Annotated in this window: 15 protein-coding genes; 9 read left to right on the top strand and 6 right to left on the bottom strand. The window is 70.2% G+C overall.

Annotated elements, in window-relative coordinates; translation table 11 throughout:
• The first annotated feature begins 1 nt into the window (after position 1).
• Both AC1RAA_RS28315 and cysE read left to right on the top strand, forming a co-directional pair.
• A complete protein-coding gene (locus AC1RAA_RS28315; RefSeq protein WP_492727769.1) occupies positions 2 to 733 on the top strand; it encodes an RNA methyltransferase in 732 nt (243 codons plus the stop codon).
• 67 nt (positions 734 to 800) lie between these two features.
• The gene (gene cysE / locus AC1RAA_RS28310; RefSeq protein ID WP_223301446.1) at positions 801 to 1,592 is read left to right on the top strand and encodes a serine O-acetyltransferase; all 792 of its coding nucleotides are present in this window, start codon (positions 801 to 803) and stop codon (positions 1,590 to 1,592) included.
• A gap of 27 nt (positions 1,593 to 1,619) precedes the next feature.
• Here cysE and AC1RAA_RS28305 read toward each other — a convergent pair whose 3' ends face one another.
• Positions 1,620 to 2,045 carry a winged helix-turn-helix transcriptional regulator gene (locus AC1RAA_RS28305; protein ID WP_492728353.1) on the bottom strand — a complete coding sequence of 142 codons (426 nt, stop codon included), beginning with the start codon at positions 2,043 to 2,045 and terminating at the stop codon, positions 1,620 to 1,622.
• 120 nt (positions 2,046 to 2,165) lie between these two features.
• Between AC1RAA_RS28305 and AC1RAA_RS28300 the strand changes: the two genes are divergently transcribed.
• Together AC1RAA_RS28300 and AC1RAA_RS28295 are read left to right on the top strand one after the other, a co-directional pair.
• Positions 2,166 to 3,200 carry a quinone oxidoreductase family protein gene (locus AC1RAA_RS28300; RefSeq protein ID WP_492727768.1) on the top strand — a complete coding sequence of 345 codons (1,035 nt, stop codon included), beginning with the start codon at positions 2,166 to 2,168 and terminating at the stop codon, positions 3,198 to 3,200.
• Positions 3,201 to 3,213: 13 nt separating this feature from the next.
• Complete coding sequence (locus AC1RAA_RS28295; protein ID WP_492727767.1) at positions 3,214 to 3,711, top strand: RidA family protein; 498 nt, start codon at positions 3,214 to 3,216, stop codon at positions 3,709 to 3,711.
• Positions 3,712 to 3,773: 62 nt separating this feature from the next.
• Here the strand turns inward: AC1RAA_RS28295 and AC1RAA_RS28290 are convergent, their stop codons facing one another.
• From AC1RAA_RS28290 to cadR, 3 genes are all read right to left on the bottom strand, one after another.
• Positions 3,774 to 4,637, bottom strand: a complete 864-nt coding sequence (locus tag AC1RAA_RS28290) for a LuxR C-terminal-related transcriptional regulator (protein WP_159270990.1) — start codon at positions 4,635 to 4,637, stop codon at positions 3,774 to 3,776.
• 134 nt (positions 4,638 to 4,771) lie between these two features.
• Complete coding sequence (locus AC1RAA_RS28285) at positions 4,772 to 6,019, bottom strand: acyl-CoA dehydrogenase family protein (RefSeq protein WP_492727766.1); 1,248 nt, start codon at positions 6,017 to 6,019, stop codon at positions 4,772 to 4,774.
• Positions 6,020 to 6,302: 283 nt separating this feature from the next.
• Complete coding sequence (cadR, locus tag AC1RAA_RS28280) at positions 6,303 to 6,773, bottom strand: Cd(II)/Pb(II)-responsive transcriptional regulator (protein ID WP_095746108.1); 471 nt, start codon at positions 6,771 to 6,773, stop codon at positions 6,303 to 6,305.
• A gap of 70 nt (positions 6,774 to 6,843) precedes the next feature.
• On the opposite strand from cadR, the gene AC1RAA_RS28275 reads away from it, so the two are divergent.
• Together AC1RAA_RS28275 and AC1RAA_RS28270 are read left to right on the top strand one after the other, a co-directional pair.
• Positions 6,844 to 9,168, top strand: a complete 2,325-nt coding sequence (locus AC1RAA_RS28275; RefSeq protein WP_492727765.1) for a heavy metal translocating P-type ATPase — start codon at positions 6,844 to 6,846, stop codon at positions 9,166 to 9,168.
• Between the two features lie 97 nt (positions 9,169 to 9,265).
• On the top strand, positions 9,266 to 10,519 hold the full coding sequence (locus tag AC1RAA_RS28270) for a cation:proton antiporter (RefSeq protein ID WP_070063158.1): 1,254 nt from the start codon (positions 9,266 to 9,268) through the stop codon (positions 10,517 to 10,519).
• A gap of 6 nt (positions 10,520 to 10,525) precedes the next feature.
• Here AC1RAA_RS28270 and AC1RAA_RS28265 read toward each other — a convergent pair whose 3' ends face one another.
• Both AC1RAA_RS28265 and AC1RAA_RS28260 read right to left on the bottom strand, forming a co-directional pair.
• Positions 10,526 to 11,854 carry a heavy metal sensor histidine kinase gene (locus AC1RAA_RS28265; RefSeq protein WP_492727764.1) on the bottom strand — a complete coding sequence of 443 codons (1,329 nt, stop codon included), beginning with the start codon at positions 11,852 to 11,854 and terminating at the stop codon, positions 10,526 to 10,528.
• Positions 11,851 to 12,528 carry a heavy metal response regulator transcription factor gene (locus AC1RAA_RS28260; RefSeq protein WP_062481258.1) on the bottom strand — a complete coding sequence of 226 codons (678 nt, stop codon included), beginning with the start codon at positions 12,526 to 12,528 and terminating at the stop codon, positions 11,851 to 11,853. The genes AC1RAA_RS28265 and AC1RAA_RS28260 overlap by 4 nt, the downstream gene beginning before the upstream one ends.
• Before the next feature lie 162 nt (positions 12,529 to 12,690).
• Here AC1RAA_RS28260 and AC1RAA_RS28255 point away from each other — a divergent pair, with 162 nt between their 5' ends.
• From AC1RAA_RS28255 to AC1RAA_RS28245, 3 genes are all read left to right on the top strand, one after another.
• Positions 12,691 to 13,065 (top strand): hypothetical protein, encoded by a 375-nt coding sequence (locus AC1RAA_RS28255; RefSeq protein ID WP_492727763.1) that lies wholly within the window; start codon positions 12,691 to 12,693, stop codon positions 13,063 to 13,065.
• A 104-nt stretch (positions 13,066 to 13,169) separates the two neighbouring features.
• Positions 13,170 to 14,525, top strand: coding sequence for a TolC family protein (locus AC1RAA_RS28250; RefSeq protein WP_492727762.1), 1,356 nt, complete (start codon positions 13,170 to 13,172; stop codon positions 14,523 to 14,525).
• 26 nt (positions 14,526 to 14,551) lie between these two features.
• On the top strand, positions 14,552 to 15,946 hold the full coding sequence (locus tag AC1RAA_RS28245) for an efflux RND transporter periplasmic adaptor subunit (RefSeq protein WP_492727761.1): 1,395 nt from the start codon (positions 14,552 to 14,554) through the stop codon (positions 15,944 to 15,946).
• Positions 15,947 to 15,948: the final 2 nt, after the last annotated feature.

Raw genomic sequence — 15,948 nt, 5'->3', positions numbered from 1 at the left:
CATGCGCACCCGTTTCATCCTCATCCAGACCAGCCACGCCGGCAATGTGGGCGCCGCCGCCCGCGCCATGAAGACCATGGGTTTCGACGACCTGGTGCTGGTTGCGCCGCGCTGGGCCAACGTGCTGCGGCGCGAGGAAACCATCCAGCGCGCCAGCGGCGCCCTGGACGTGCTGAACAACGCCCGCATCGTCGAAACGCTCGATGAAGCCCTCGACGGCGTGACCCACCTGTGCGCCACGGCCATGATCCCGCGCGACTTCGGCCCGCCCACGCGCACGCCGCGCGAGCACCTGGAGCCGCTGGCCACGCAGGGCGACCAGCACGTGGCCTTCCTGTTCGGCTCCGAGCGCTTCGGCATGCGCAACGAGGACGTCTACCGCTGCAACGTGGCCCTGACCATTCCGACCGACCCGAAGTTCGGCTCGCTCAACCTGGGCGCGGCCATCCAGGTGGTGGCCTACGAATGGCGTCTGGCGCTGGGCGGCTACGGCGTGCGCGAGGCCATCGCCCCGGTGCAGGCGGCCGACGCGCAGGCCGTGGCCGGCATGCTCGACCACTGGGAACGCTCGCTGGTGGACATCGGCTTTCTCGACCCGGCGGCGCCCAAGAAGCTCATGCCGCGGCTGCAGCAGCTGTTCAACCGCGCGCAGCCCACGCCCGAGGAAATCCACATCCTGCGCGGCATCGCCAAGGCCATGAGCGACGCCACCCGCGAGCCGCGCGGCAGCTGAACTGTCACAAAACCCCATCGCGCGTAAGCGAAGACGCCCGGCTTTAGACTGCCCGGCCCCTATCGATATAACGACAACAAAGGCAGCGATGTTCTCTCGACTGCGCGCCGACATCCGGTGCATCCTCGAACGCGACCCGGCCGCCCGCAGCGCCTGGGAAGTGATCACGGTCTACCCCGGCTTCCATGCCGTGGTGCTGCATCGCTGGGCGCACGCCTGTTGGACCCACGGTTTCAAGTGGCCGGCCCGCTTCATCGCGCACTGCGCGCGCGCGTTCACGGGCATCGAGATCCACCCGGCCGCCAAGATCGGCGAGCGCGTGTTCTTCGACCACGCCATGGGCGTGGTGGTCGGCGAAACCGCCGAGATCGGCGACGGCTGCACCATCTACCAGGGCGTGACGCTGGGCGGCACCTCGCTCTACAAGGGCACCAAGCGCCACCCGACGCTGGGCAAGAACGTGGTGGTGAGCGCGGGCGCCAAGGTGCTGGGCGGCTTCGTCGTGGGCGACGGCGCCAAGATCGGCTCCAACGCGGTGGTCATCAAGCCGGTGCCGGCCGGGGCGACCGCGGTGGGCATTCCGGCGCGCATCATCCCGTCGAAAGAGGGCGAGAGCGCCGACGTGGCCGCGCCGCAGAAGTTCTCGGCCTACGGCATCACGCAGGACGACGACCCGCTGAGCCAGGCCATGCGCGGCCTGATCGACAACGCCTCGAGCCAGGAGCACCAGATCGCGCTGTTGTGGCAGGCCATCGAGAAGCTGTCGGCGCAGCCCGGCACCAAGGACTGCGTGCCGGGCGACGCAGCGCGCGGCGAGTCGTTCGAGGCCGACAAGCTGACGCAGCTGATCGGCAAGTAGAAGAGGGGCAGAGGGCGCTGTCGCCGTTCATGCGGGCGCGGCCCTGTCTCGCCGCAAGTTGTCTTCCAGCAGGTCGAGCGCATCCGCATGGTCCAGCGCCCAGCCATAGAGCGCGCGCAAGGGCTCGACGAAGACCTCGCCCAGCGGCGTCAAGGCGTACTCCACGCGCGGCGGCACGACCTGGAACACCTCGCGGTGGACCAGGCCGCCTGCCTCCACCTCGCGCAGGGTCAAGGTCAGCATCTTCTTCGATATGCCCGGCAGGGCGCGCTCCAGCTGCCCGGTGCGCATCGCGCCGTGGCTGAGGGCGTACAGCACCATCGAGGTCCACTTGCCGTTCAGGACGTAGTGGATGCGCCGCTGCGCACAGTCCTCGCGCAGGACGAACGGCGTGTCGCCGGGCGGCGCCGCGACGCGCGGGGTGCGAGCCGCGCGGTTCATCCGGTTCTTCATGGTCACTTTTTTATCCCTATCGCACTTTTAAGTCACTACTTCCGGGTTGGTGACGTGAAATCTACCATTCCTGTTTCGTTGCGAGGCATGGTGCCCGCCACACGACAGGAGCAGATTTTCATGAAAGCAGCCGTCATCCGATCCTTCGGCGACCCCGATCAGATTCAACTCGAAGACGTCGCCACGCCGGCGCCGGGACCGGGCGAAGTCCTGGTCAAGGTGCTGGCCGTCGGCGTCAATCGACTGGATCACTATGTGCGCCTGGGGCAGATCGCCCCGGCCTTGCCGTTCCCGCACATCCTGGGTTCGGATGCGGTGGGCGAGGTCGCCGCGCTGGGCGCTGGCGCTTCGCGCTTCGCGGTGGGCGAGCGCGTGATCGCCATGCCCGGCTACCCGACCGACCCCGCGCAGTGGGACACCCGCCCGGTCACGGCGGCGGCCAGCTACGCGATTCCCGGCATTCACATGCCGGGCACCTATGCCCAGTACATCGTCGTGCCGGAGCACTGGCTGCTGCGCGACACCACCGGCCTGCCCGCCGAGCAGATGGCCGCGCTGCCGGTCTCGCTGCTGATCGCGATCCGCGCGGTGCAGGTCGTCGGCGAGGTCAAGGCCGGCGACCGGGTGCTGGTGCATGCCGGCGCGTCGAGCACCGGCATGATGAGCATCCAGGTGGCGCGCGCGCTGGGGGCGCGCGTCGTCACCACGGTGCAGAACGCGGCGTCCGCCGAGCTGGCTGTGCGCTTGGGCGCCGAGCTGGCGATCGACACCGGCACGCAGGATTTCGTCGAGCCCGTGCGCGCCTGGAGCGGCGGGCAGGGGGTCGATGTCGCAATCGACAACCTCGGCGGCGATGTGCTGTCCAGGACCCTCGAGGCCGTGAAGCCCATGGGCATCGTGGTGGCGATGGGGTTCATGGCGGGCACCGACGTGCGCTTCGACATCCGGCGCTTCTTCTTCGCGCAGCAGCAGCTGCGCGGCACGCTGGTGGGCGACATCGAGGACTTCGCCGCCTGGCTCGACGCGATCAGGCAGGGCCGGGTCCGTGCGCAGATCGACAGCGTGCTGCCGCTCTCGCAGGCCGCCGAGGCACACCGGCGCATCGCCGCCAACGAGGCGCGGGGCAGCATCGTGCTGCAGCCCTGGGCGAGCTGAAGCGGGGCGCGCCATGGACGCTTCGCGTGCGACCGGGGACGACGAGGTGCTGCAGCGGCTGCAGGCCCTGGGCCTTGTCCTGCCCGAACCGCCATCGCCGCTGGGTGCCTACCGCGCAGTGATCGAGGCGGCGGGCCTGCTGCATGTCTCCATGCAGGGGCCGGTGGTGGCGGGGCATCCGCTGCCGCGCGGGCTGCTCGGCGCCGAGCTGACGCTGGAAGAAGGCCGCCAGGCGGCCCGGCTGGCGGTGCTCAATGCGCTGGCGCAGGTGCGTCTGCACCTGGGCGGTTTTCAACGGGTGCGGCAGGTCGTGCGGCTCGAAGGCCATGTCGCCTGCGTGCAGTCGTTCACCCAGCACCCGCAGGTGCTCGACGGCGCTTCCGAGCTGCTGGCCCGCCTGTTCGACGCGCGCGCGGGCCATGCGCGGTCGGTGTGCGGGGTGCGCAACCTGCCGGGCAACCTGCCGGTGGCCGTGACCTTGACCCTTGAAGTGGAACCCTCACGTCGCTGAGGTTGCCGACACCGCTGACGCCGCCCCGGCGTTCAGCGGTGCGCGTCCCCATCACGCCTCGCTCATTGAAGCGGTGTTGAGCGGCCCGTCGCCGACGTGTTCAGTTCGCTGAGCATGTGCACCAGGCGCGCCGTCGAGCGCGTGCCGAGCTTCTCGCGGATGCTGCGCAGCTGGTGGTCGATCGTGGAGAGCGAACGGTCCAGCTGGCGCGCGATTTCCTTGTAGCTCAGGCCGCCGGCCGCCAGCTTCGCCACCTTCAGTTCCGCCGGCGTCAGCGCCGCGAGGTTTGCCGGGTGATCGGTGGCGCCTGCCCGCTCGCTCTGCGCCTGCGCGAACCGGTGGGCGGCGCTCAGCAGCGGGCCCAGCGCAGTGCGGGCCAGGCCCGGCAACTCGTCGCACACGGCGTGCTTCCAGCGCGGGGCCCTGTGGTGCCAGTCGGCGCAGATCATGCCCACCGGCCGGTCTTCGTCGTGCACGGGAACCGCCAGCTTCGAGGCCGTGCCGGCCTGCATCAGCGTGGCGCGCAACTCCTGCGTGAAGCTGCGCTCTTGCGACACGTCGATGATGGGGGCGATGCCGCTGCCGCTCCAGACCGCGCGGATGCCCGGGTTGGCGGCGCTGAAGCGCAGGCCGATCACCGCAGGCAGTGGTTGCGACGGGCGCTGCACCTCGGCCGCGACCACGTAGTCATGCAGGCGGCCGCTGGCGTCGACATAGCCGCCGAAGCCGGCGTCGACGCGGTCGGCGTCGAGCGTGTCGCGCAGCCATTGCACCGAGATGCGCCAGCAGGCCTGCGGGTCGTCCAGGTACAGCAGCAGCTGCGCAGCCAGCTCGCGGCCCGGTCGCCAGGTGATCGCCCGCTCGCCTTCGAACAGGCGCCGTCGGAGCTGGCGTTGAAGCACAAGGATGTCGTGGTCTTCGAGCATGGGTGCCGGGCTTCAGTACGGAAGTCGAATGCTACGGCCCGGCGTCCCCGGGCGGAAGGGGTCTGCTTCCGATGGCACGCTGGTGTGGACCCGCGACGCTGGCGCCGTTCAGGCGAGCGTCGGCCCTGCGGCCGTCACGCCGCACCGCTGGCCGTCAGCGGGTCGTAGTCCGGCGAGCGCAGCAGGTCGTGCAGCTGGCGCCGGCGCACGCCCATGTTGCCGCCGTCGAACAGCGGGAGCACCAGGGCGTCCTGGAGCATGCCGGCCAGCGGCAGGTCGTGGTCGTAGCTGTCGATGCCCACCACGCGCATCAGGTCGGTGATCACGCGCACCGCGGTTTCGGAGCCGTAGATCTTGGCCTGCAGCGCCAGCTCCAGCGCCGCGGGCGATTGCGTGTCCAGCGCGTGGCACGCGCGCCAGTTGAGGTAGCGCGAGGCTTCGATGGCGGTCTTGGCATCGGCCAGCGCATACCCCACGGCCTGGTGCTCGATGATCGGCAGGGCGCCGCCGCGGCATTGGGTCTTGGCGAAGTGCAACGAGAAATCGAAGGCCCCCTGCATCAGGGCCGTGCCGAACACGCCGACCAGCGCCGCCGTCGCCGAGAAGCTGGCGGCCACCAGGCCCTTGCCGCTGCCCACCGGTCCCAGCACGTTGGCCTGGGCGGTGCGCACGCCCTCGAGGCGAAAGCGGGGCGTGAGGTGCGCGCGGTGGCCCATCGAGTCGTGATAACGCTCGACCACGATGCCGCCCTCGGGCCGCGGCACGACCAGCACCGACAGCCCGCTGTCGGGCGGCGCGTCGGCGTCGGTGCGGCACACCACGCACAACAGGTCGGCGCCTTGCTCGTCCCATCCGGTCGCGCTCGAAATCCACTGCTTGGTGCCGTCGATGACCCACTGCCCGCCCTCGAGCCGGGCGCGCGTGCGCGTGCCTTCGCCGGGGGCTGCGGCATCGAAGTTGGCGCTGCCGCCGGGCTCGCTGTTGCACAGGGCGGCCAAGGGCGCACCGGAGCCTTCCAGGAACGGCCCGAGAAACGCCTTCTGCTGCTCGGGCGAGCCGCCGATCGTCACGGGCAGCAGGCCCAGCAGCGTGGCGAACATCGTGAGCGACACGTTGGGGTCGACGCGATAGAACTCCTCGGCCACCACGGCCATGTCCAGCATGCCCGTGCCTTCGCCGCCGAACGGCATCGGGATGATGCGCCGCAGAAAGCCGGCCTTCACCAGCTGTACGTAGAACGGACGCGTGGCGACGAAGCGCGCCAGCGGCGTGGGCAGGTGGCGCGTGGCCGGAGCGACCTCGGTCAGTACGCTGCGCGCGAAACGGCGAGCCGAGAGTTGTAACTCGCGCTGCGCGGGGGTGAGGGTGAAGTCGATCGGCATGGTGTCTCCGTTGTAGGTCTGTCCGGCTCGCGGCCCCAAGGTCGCAGGGCGGATGCGCCGGGTCGGCGGAATTGTCTGCCGGGGTCGGCCGCACCGCCTTCGCGAACATTCGCGATGCCGGTGGGCGCGTCAGGCCCTGCCCAAGGGAGAAAAAAAGCCGTGCGAGCACGCATGCGCATCGGCGCGGTGCCCGGCCACAGAGCCTCGACACAAACCATTGAAGTCCGCTCGACGGCGGTGAAGCACGACCCCGACATCGCCCAGCGTGGCGCCGGGCCCGACGTCATGAGCGCTTGGCGGAGGCGCCGTGCAGCGTGCCGTGCACGTGCCCCGCGTGCTGGCCGAAGGTCTCGGGTGCGAGCGCGGCCGTGTCCAGCTCCTGCAGGATGCCGCAGGCGCTGGCCGATTCGGGGCCGCCGCACTGCAGGCGCAGCGCCTTCAGCTGCTTTTCGAGCGTCTTCAGCTCGGCGATGCGCGAGGCCACATGGCCGATGTGGTCGTCCAGCAGCTGGTTCACCTCGCCGCAGTCGTCCTGCGGCGCATCGCGGAATTTCAGCAGGCTGCGGATCTCGTCGAGCGTCATGTCCAGTGAGCGGCAGCGGCGGATGAAGCCCAGGCGCTGGGCATGCTCGTCGTCGTAGATGCGGTAGTTGCCGTCGGTGCGCGCGGGCGCGGGCAGCAGCTGTTCGCGCTCGTAGTACCGGATGGTTTCGACCGGCGTGTTCGTGGCCTTGGCCAGTTCACCGATTTTCATGATGCGGCATCTCAAGGAAGTGGCAATCAACGGTTGACTCTACACCTGCTTCAGGGTTTCCAATGAATGCATGACGAATCAGACCACCCTGAATCAGCCGGTGCCACGCGCTGCGCCGCATGACCACGCCCATGACCACGGGCACAGCCACGGACATGACCACGCGCATGACCATGCACACGATCACGCCCCCGCCGCGCCGGCAACGGCCTGCTGTGGCAGCCCCGTGTGCGGCAGTGCGCCGGCGTCGGCCGAGCCGGGCGACCTGCCGAAGGGCGCCGTGCTGTTTCGCATTCCCACCATGGACTGCGCGGTCGAAGAGTCCGAGATCCGCCGCGCCCTCGAGCCCGTCGCGGGCGTGAAGGCCCTGCGCTTTCGCCTGAGCGAACGCACGCTGGCCCTCACGACCGAAGACGGCGCGCTGCCCGCCGCGCTCGAAGCCATCCGCCAGGCCGGCTTCAAGCCCGAGCCGGTGGCATCGTCGACGGCGCAGAAGGCCGAGCCTGCGCGCTTCGCCGGAATGTCGACCGGGCTGGCGCGTCTCGTCGCTGCATTGGTGCTGGCCATCGCGGCCGAGACCGTGTCCTTCCTGGCGCTCGACGGCGTGGGCTTCATGGCCGCCGAGATGGGGCTCGCGCTCGCGGCCATCGCGCTGGCCGGCCTGGATACCTACAAGAAGGGCTTCGCCGCGCTGGTGCGCGGGCGCCTCAACATCAATGCACTGATGGCCGTCGCCGTCACGGGCGCCTTCATCATCGGCCAGTGGCCCGAGGCCGCGATGGTGATGGCGCTTTACGCCATCGCCGAGCTCATCGAAGCCCGCGCCGTCGACCGCGCGCGTAACGCCATCCAGAGCCTGCTCGCGCTCGCGCCCGAACAGGCCGAGGTGCGGCAGCCCGACGGCAGCTGGCAGACCGTGCGCGCCGACGCGGTGGCGCTCGATACCGTGGCCCGCATCCGCCCCGGCGAGCGCGTGCCGCTGGACGGCGTGGTGCTCGAAGGCACCAGCGCCATCGACCAGGCGCCGGTCACGGGCGAGAGCATCCCGGTCGACAAGGCTGCGGGCGACGCGGTGTTCGCCGGCACCATCAACCAGACCGGCGCGCTGGTGTTCCGCGTGACGGCCGTGGCGGCCAACACCACGCTCGCGCGCATCATCCACGCGGTCGAAGAGGCGCAGGGTTCGCGCGCCCCCACGCAGCGCTTCGTCGACAAGTTTGCCGCCATCTACACGCCCACCGTCTTCGTGCTGGCGCTGGCCATCGCGGTGCTCACGCCGTGGCTGCTGGGCTGGACCTGGGTGCAGGCGGTCTACAAGGCGCTGGTGCTGCTGGTCATCGCCTGCCCGTGCGCGCTGGTCATCTCCACGCCCGTGACAGTCGTGAGCGCGCTGGCCTCGGCCGCGCGGCGCGGCATCCTGATCAAGGGCGGCACCTACCTCGAAGAGGCGCGCAAGCTCAAGGCCGTGGCGCTCGACAAGACCGGCACCATCACCGAGGGCAAGCCCAAGCTGGTCGAGTCGGTGCTGATCGACAAGGCGGGCAGGGATGAAGGCGCGGCCTACGCGCTGGCCGCCAACATCGCCGGCCGTTCCGACCACCCGGTGTCGAAGGCCATCGCCCAGGGCCTGGGTGGGTCGGTCGAAGAAGTCGGCGACTTCACCGCGCTGCCCGGACGCGGCGTGCAGGCCACGCACGCGGGCCAGACCTACGTGCTGGGCAACCACCGGCTGATCGAGGAACGCGGCCTGTGCTCGCCGGAACTCGAAGCCGAACTCAAGCGGCACGAGGAAGCCGGCCGCACCGTGACGCTGCTGGCATCTGAAAAGTCGGTGTTGGCGCTGTTCGCAGTGGCCGACACCATCAAGCCCTCGTCGCAGGCCGCCGTGGCCGAGCTGCGCGCGCTGGGCGTGACGCCCGTCATGCTCACCGGCGACAACACCGCCACCGCGAAGACCATCGGCGCGCACGCCGGCATCGACGACGTGCGCGGCAACCTGCTGCCCGAAGAAAAGCTCGATGCCATCCAGGCGATGCAGCAACGCTACGGCGCCGTCGCGATGACCGGCGACGGCATCAACGACGCCCCGGCACTGGCCAGGGCCGACATCGGCTTCGCCATGGGCGGCGCCGGCACCGACACCGCGATGGAAGCGGCCGACGTGGTCATCATGAACGACGACCTGCGCCGCATCCCCGAGACCATCCGCCTGTCGCGCCGCTCGCACGCCGTGCTGTGGCAGAACATCACCCTCGCGCTCGGCATCAAGGGCGTGTTCTTCGTGCTCGCGGTGTTCGGCAGCGCGACCATGTGGATGGCGGTGTTCGCCGACATGGGGGCGAGCCTGCTGGTGGTGGCGAACGGGTTGCGGTTGATGCGTATGCCCAAGGAGTGAGTTCGGGCGGGGCTTGGGAGCCCCGGGGGGCGCGTGCGGCACCGGCGGCGATGGCACTAACATCGGCCGCTGTTCCCGCTTTCACCGCGACCCCGCCATGTCCGTCACCACCCTGCTGCTGCAACTCGTCGTCATCCTCACCACCGCGCGCCTGTGCGGCTGGGTGCTGCGCCATGTGGGGCAGCCGAGCGTGGTGGGGGAGATGGCGGCGGGGCTGATGCTCGGGCCGGCGGTCATGGGGCTGCTGTTCCCGTCGCTGCACGCGCAGCTGTTCGCCAAGGAGTCGCTGCAGGGGCTGTCGTCGCTGGCGACGGTGGGGCTGGTGCTGTTCATGTTCGTGGTGGGTCTGGAGCTGCGGGCCACGCGCAACATGCGCGCGCAGCTGCAGGCGGCCGGCGCGGTGGGCGTGCTCAGCGTGCTGGTGCCGCTGGTGCTGGGCCTGGCGATCTCGCCGGCGCTGCACCCCACGCTCGCGCCGGCCGGCGTGGGCTTCTGGCCCTTCGCGCTGTTCATGGCGGCGGCGCTGTCGATCACGGCCTTCCCGGTGATGGCGCGCATCCTGAAAGACCGCGGCATGACGCGCACGCCCTTCGGCCAGCTCTCGCTGAGCGCGGCGGCGGTGGTCGACGTGTTCGCGTGGATCCTGCTGGCCTTCGTGGTCGCGCTGGTGGGCACCAGCGACGGCTACGCGGGCCTGATCAAGATCACGGTCGGCGTGGTGGTGATGCTCACGGTGCTGTTCCTCGGGCTGAAGCCGGCCTTTGCGTGGCTGCTGCGCGTGAAGGCACCCGACGGCGAGCCGTCGACCACGCTGATGGCCGCGCTCATGATCGGCCTGCTGGTCACGGCGCTGCTGACCGAGTGGCTGCACCTGCACGCGGTGTTCGGCGCCTTCCTGTTCGGCGCCTGCCTGCCGCGCGACGACCGCCTGCTGCGCTCGCTGAGCGAGCGCATCGAGCCGATCTCCATCGTGGTGCTGATGCCGCTGTTCTTCGCGCTCGCGGGGCTGGGCACCACGGCCAACGCGTTCTCGGGCGCCAGCCTGGGCGCGATGCTGCTGATCGTGGGCGTGGCCACCGTGGGCAAGATCGCGGGCGGCGCGGCGGGCGCGCGCATCGCCGGCTACAGCTGGCGCGACAGCCTGGCCACCGGCTCGCTCATGAACGCGCGCGGGCTGATGGAGCTCATCGTCATCAAGATCGGCCTGGACGTCGGCCTGATCGGCCCCGAACTCTTCACGATGCTGCTGGTGATGGCGCTGGCCACCACCGCGATGACCGGGCCGCTGATGACGCTGTGCGTGGGCCGCAAGCCGAAGCCCGCCGAGACGGCGGCGCACGCCGAGCCCTGAACCCCTTCAGCCGCCGCGGCGCACGCTGAACCCGATGCGCGTCTCGCCGCCCTGGCTCGACGCGAACACCTGTCCGCCGTGCATGCGCGCGATCGCCTCGACGATCGACAAGCCCAGCCCGTGGTGGCGCGTGGAGCCGTCGCGCGCCTGGGCCGCGCGGTAGAAGCGCTCGAACAGGCGCGGCAGGGCCTCGGGATCGATGGGCGCGCCGCGGTTGATCACGGCGATGGTGTGGTGTTCTCCGCCAGGAGCGGCCGCAATCTCGATGCGCAGCGTCGAGGCCGGTTCGGCAAAGCGGATCGCATTGCCCAGCAGGTTGAAGAGGGCGCGCCGGATCAGCCCCGCGTCCACCTCGGCCACGGCCTCGCCGTGCACCTCGGCGCGCAGGCCGGCCTCGTCGAGCATGGCGTCGTAGAAGTCGATCACGTCGCGCGCCTGCTCCGCCAGGCTCACCGGGGCCATCGAGCGCGCCGAGGTGCCGCGGTCGGCCTTCGAAAGAAACAGCATGTCGGTCACGATGCCCGACAGCCGCCCCATCTCCTCGAGGTTGGAGGCCAGCACGGCCTGCAGCTCCTCGTTGCTGCGCGGGCGCGTGAGCGCCACCTCGGTCGAGCCCAGCAGGTTGGCCAGCGGCGTACGCAGCTCGTGCGCCACGTCGGCGTTGAACGACTCCAGCTGCACGTAGGCGCGCTGCACCCGCGCCAGCAGCGCGTTGAACTGCGTGATCCAGGGCCTCAGCTCCTGCGCGAAGGCGCCGGGGTCGATCGACTGGTGGACGTGGTCGGGCGTGATGGCCGCGGTGCGCTCGGCCAGCGCCTTCAGCGGCCGCAGCCCGCGCCGCACCAGCCACATGCCGGTGAGCGACACCAGCGCCGTGCCCAGCACCACCGCGCCCAGCAGCGTCCAGGCCAGGCGCTCGAGCAGCCGGGAGTCCTGCGCGATGTTCACGCCGACCTGCACCGACAGGTCGGTGTGGAAGTCGCCGTTCTGCCAGGGCACGACGATGGCGCGCCGCAGCCAGCGGCCCTGCGGCGGCGGCGTGGACTGGAACAGCGGCTTGCCGGCGTTGGCGATCGACAGGGTCACGTCGTCCTGCATCGAGAAGAAGTCGTCGAGCTTGTGCCGCAGAAAGACGAGGTCGCCGCCTTTCTCGGCCTCCTTGAGCAGGTGCTCGACGAGCACCGTCTTCTGGTCGAGCGCGTCGCGCTGCTTGGCGCCGAAGCTCCAGGCGGTCACGAGGTAGATGGCCAGGCAGATGATGCTCAGGCCGGACAGCGTCTGCGCGGCGAACCAGAACGACAGCCGGCTCTGGATCGAATGCGGCTTCGGGCTCATGCCCAGGAGCGGTCTTCGAGTACGTAGCCCATGCCGCGGACGGTGTGCAGCAGCTTCACGTCGAAGGGGTCGTCGATCTTGCTGCGCAGGCGGCGAATGGCCACCTCGACCACGTTGGTGTCGCTGTCGAAGTTCATGTCCCACACCTGCTCGGCGAGCGTGGAGCGCGACAGGATCTGCCCGCGCCGACGCAGCAGCACCACCAGCAGCGTGAACTCCTTGGCCGTGAGGTCCAGCCGCGTGCGGTTGCGCATGCACTTGCGGCTCACCAGGTCCAGCTCCAGGTCGGCCAGGCGCAGCACCGTGGGCTCCTGCGTCTTGCCACGCCGCAGCAGCGCCTGCACGCGCGCCAGCAGCTCCGAGAAGGAGAAGGGCTTCACCAGGTAGTCGTCGGCGCCTTGCTGCAGGCCTTGCACGCGGTCTTCGACCTTGTCGCGCGCGGTGAGCACCAGCACGGGCACGTTCTTCGTGCGGCGAATGGCCTGCAGCACGGCAAAGCCGTCGATGCCGGGCAGCATCACGTCGAGCAGCACGAGCGCGTAGTCGCCCTCGGTGGCGAGGTAGCGGCCTTCGATGCCATCGCGGGCGATGTCGACCACGTAGCCGTTCTCTTCCAGCCCCTTTTTCAGGTAATCGCCCAGTTTGGGTTCGTCTTCGATGACAAGAATTCGCATGGTACGGATCGTACCCAAGGCCTTTCGAGACGCTGGTTACGATTTAGTAATCCTATTGAAGGACAAAGCGCCGACACGCTGTCGTACAGTGGGCCGGGCCCTCGGTTCGCAGGGCTTTTCTTGGTCGGCGCGCCACGCCCCGTCGATATACTTTTGTCAACAATGCGCCGCTGGCTCCTGATTTTCCTGCTGTTTCTCTTGCCTTTCCAGTACAGCTGGGCGGTGTCGGCAGCCTATTGCCTGCACGAAGGCGACAAGAGCAGCGGCCACTGGGGCCACCACGAGGACGAGCCGCGCGGCACCGACCGCACCCACGCGGGCGACGGCGCCAAGAAAGACAGCACCCGCCAGCCCAACGCGGCGGTCGGCCATTGCATCGTCGCCCACTTCGGGCAGGCCCAGCATGCGGACACCGCCGCCGCGCTGCCGGCCCAGGCGCCCGTGGCTTCGCAGCCGCTGCGCGCCGCTTCCACCGAACGCTTCGCCTCGCACATCGCCGAAGTGCCGGTGCGCCCCGACTGGTTGCTCGCCGCCTGATTCGGCGAGAGCACAGCCCCTTTTTCTTTTTCTGATCTCACTCATCAGCTGAGCGCTCCTCGCCGAATTCGTCCGTCCGTTGTTTCGCAACCCAGGAGAATTCGATGCGCACGCTTTTCGTGCCGCTGGCCGTGTTGGCCTTGGCGGTACCCCCGGCCTTTTCACAGCAGATCCCGCAGGCGGCCGGTCCCTCGTCGTCCCTGTCGGCACCCGCCCGCACGCTGGAGCCCGAAGGCCCGCTGACCCTGCGCGCCGCCGTGGCGCTGGCGCTGCAGGCCAACCCGGGCCTGTCGGCCGCGCGCCATGAGCAGGCCGCCGCCGACGGCGCCGTGGTGCAGGCCGGCGCCTGGCCCAACCCCACGCTGGACACGCAGCTGGAGGACCTGCGCCGCAACAACCGCACGACCACGCTGCAGCTGAGCCAGCCCCTCGAGCTGGGCGGCAAGCGCGCCGCGCGCGTCACGGCGGCCGAGCGTGCGCGCGACCAGGCGGCGTCGGCGCTGTCGGCGCGGCGCGCCGAACTGCGCGCCGCGGCCGTCACCGCTTTCTTCGACGTGCTGACCGCGCAGGAGCGCCTGCGGCTCGCGCAAGACTCGGTGGGGCTCGCGCAGATCGCCACCCGCGCCGCGGCCAACCGCGTGGCGGCCGGCAAGGTGTCGCCGCTCGAGGAAACCAAGGCGCGCGTGGCCGAGGCCGGCATCCGCGTCGAACTGCTGCAGGCCGAAGGCACGCTGCGCGCGTCGCGCCAGCTGCTGTCCGCGCTGTGGGGCAACCCGTCGCCGCGCTTCACGCAGGTGGACGGCGCGGTCGACCAGCTGCCGGCCCAGGCCGCCGCGCCCGAGGTGGCGCGCCGCCTGCCCGATGCGCCCGTGCTGCGGCAGGCCCGGCTCGAGGTCGAGCGCCGCCGCGCGCTGAGCGACCTGGAGCAGGCCAAGCGCATTCCCGACGTGACCGTGTCGCTCGGCGTCAAGCGCGTGCCCGCGTCCGAAGGCGAGGGCGGCGAGGCCGTGAGCAGCAGCCGGCGCAACCAGGTGGTGGTGGGCCTGTCGGTGCCGCTGCCGATCTTCGACACCAACCGCGGCAACATCGCCGAGGCGCTGAGCCGCGAAGACAAGGCGCGCGACGAGCTCGCCGCCGCCGAGCTGCAACTGGGCGCCGATGTGGCCCAGGCCAGCGAGCGCTTGCGCTCCGCACGCGCCACCGCCGAGACGCTGCAGCGCGACGCGCTGCCCGGCGCCGAGACCGCCTACCGCGCCGCCACCAAGGGCTTCGAGCTGGGCAAGTTCAGCTTTCTCGAGGCGCTCGACGCGCAGCGCACGCTGTTCCAGGTGCGCAACCAGTACCTCGTCGCGCTGGCCGAGGCGCACCGCGCGGCCGGCGAGCTCGACCGCCTGCTGGGCACGGAGGGCGACGACATCGCCTCGAACGCGACGCCGAACGTGACGCCGAACGCGCGTTGAAGAAGAACACCGAACCGATTCCGACCATGACCACACCACACAACCGCACATCGTCCGCCGGCCGCAAGCAGTGGATCGCCATTGCCGCCGTTTTGCTCGCCGGCCTCATTGCCGGCGCGCTCATCCTGCGCACCGCGCCGTCCAAGCCCGAGGCGGGCGGGCACTCGGAGTCCGCCGGCCATGCCGACGGCGAGCACCACGAGGAAGACAAGGGCCACGCCAAGGGCAAGGAAGACGACCACGGCCATTCGCATGACGAAGGCCATGGCGACAAGGAACACCACGCGGAAGAGGGCAAGGACGCCGGCAAGGAAGCAGGCAAGGAGCCCGCCAAGGAAACGCCCGCATCGGCAGAGCCGCAGAAGGCCGCCGCCAACGCCCACAAGGAAGACGAGGAAAAGATCCCCTTCACCGACGAGCAGGTCAAGGCCGCCGGCATCGCGATCGACAGCGTCGGCCCGGCGCGCATCAAGACGTCGCTGCAGCTGCCCGGCGAGATCAAGTTCAACGAAGACCGCACGGCCCACGTGGTGCCGCGCGTGGCGGGCGTGGTCGACAGCGTGTCGGCCAACCTGGGCCAGGAAGTCAAGCGCGGCCAGGTGCTGGCCGTGATCTCCAGCCCCGCGCTCTCGGAGCAGCGCAGCGAGCTGCAGACGGCGCAGCGCCGGCTGGCGCTGGCGCGCACCACGCACGACCGCGAGAAGAAACTGTGGGAAGAAAAGATCTCGCCGCAGCAGGACTACCTGCAGGCCGAGCAGGCCATGCAGGAGGCGCAGATCGCCGTGGCCAACGCCAACCAGAAGCTGCTGGCGCTGGGCGCCACGCCCGGCTCGTCGGCGCTGGGCCGCTACGAGCTGCGCGCACCCTTCGACGGCATGGTGGTCGAAAAGCACATCTCGCTGGGCGAATCGGTGGGCGAGGCGGTCAACGTGTTCACCATTTCCGATCTGTCGACCGTGTGGGCCGAGATCAGCGTGCCCGCCAGCAGCCTGAACCTCGTGCGCGTCGGCGAGGCCGTGACCATCCGCGCCGGTTCCTTCGAGCAAGCCGCGCGCGGCACCGTGTCGTACGTGGGCTCGCTGCTGGGCGCGCAGACGCGCACCGCCACCGCGCGCGTCACGCTCACCAACCCGCAGCGCACCTGGCGCCCGGGCCTGTTCGTGAACGTGGAGCTGGTGGCATCGGAGGCCGATGCGCCCGTCACCGTGTCGGCCGAAGCCGTGCAGACCGTGGACGACCAGCCCACCGTGTTCCTGCGCGTGCCCGGCGGCTTTGTGCCGCAGCACGTGAAGACCGGCCGCAGCGACGGCCAGCGCATCGAGATCGTGGGCGGCCTGAAGCCCGGCGCGGCCTATGCGGCCAGCGGCAGCTTCGTCGTGAAGTCGCAGCAGGGCAAGAGCTCGGCCACGCACACCCACTGAGG

It is taken from the genome of Variovorax sp. GW823-FHT04F07, assembly GCF_058795995.1.
This window is presented reverse-complemented; position numbering and strand designations above follow the sequence as displayed.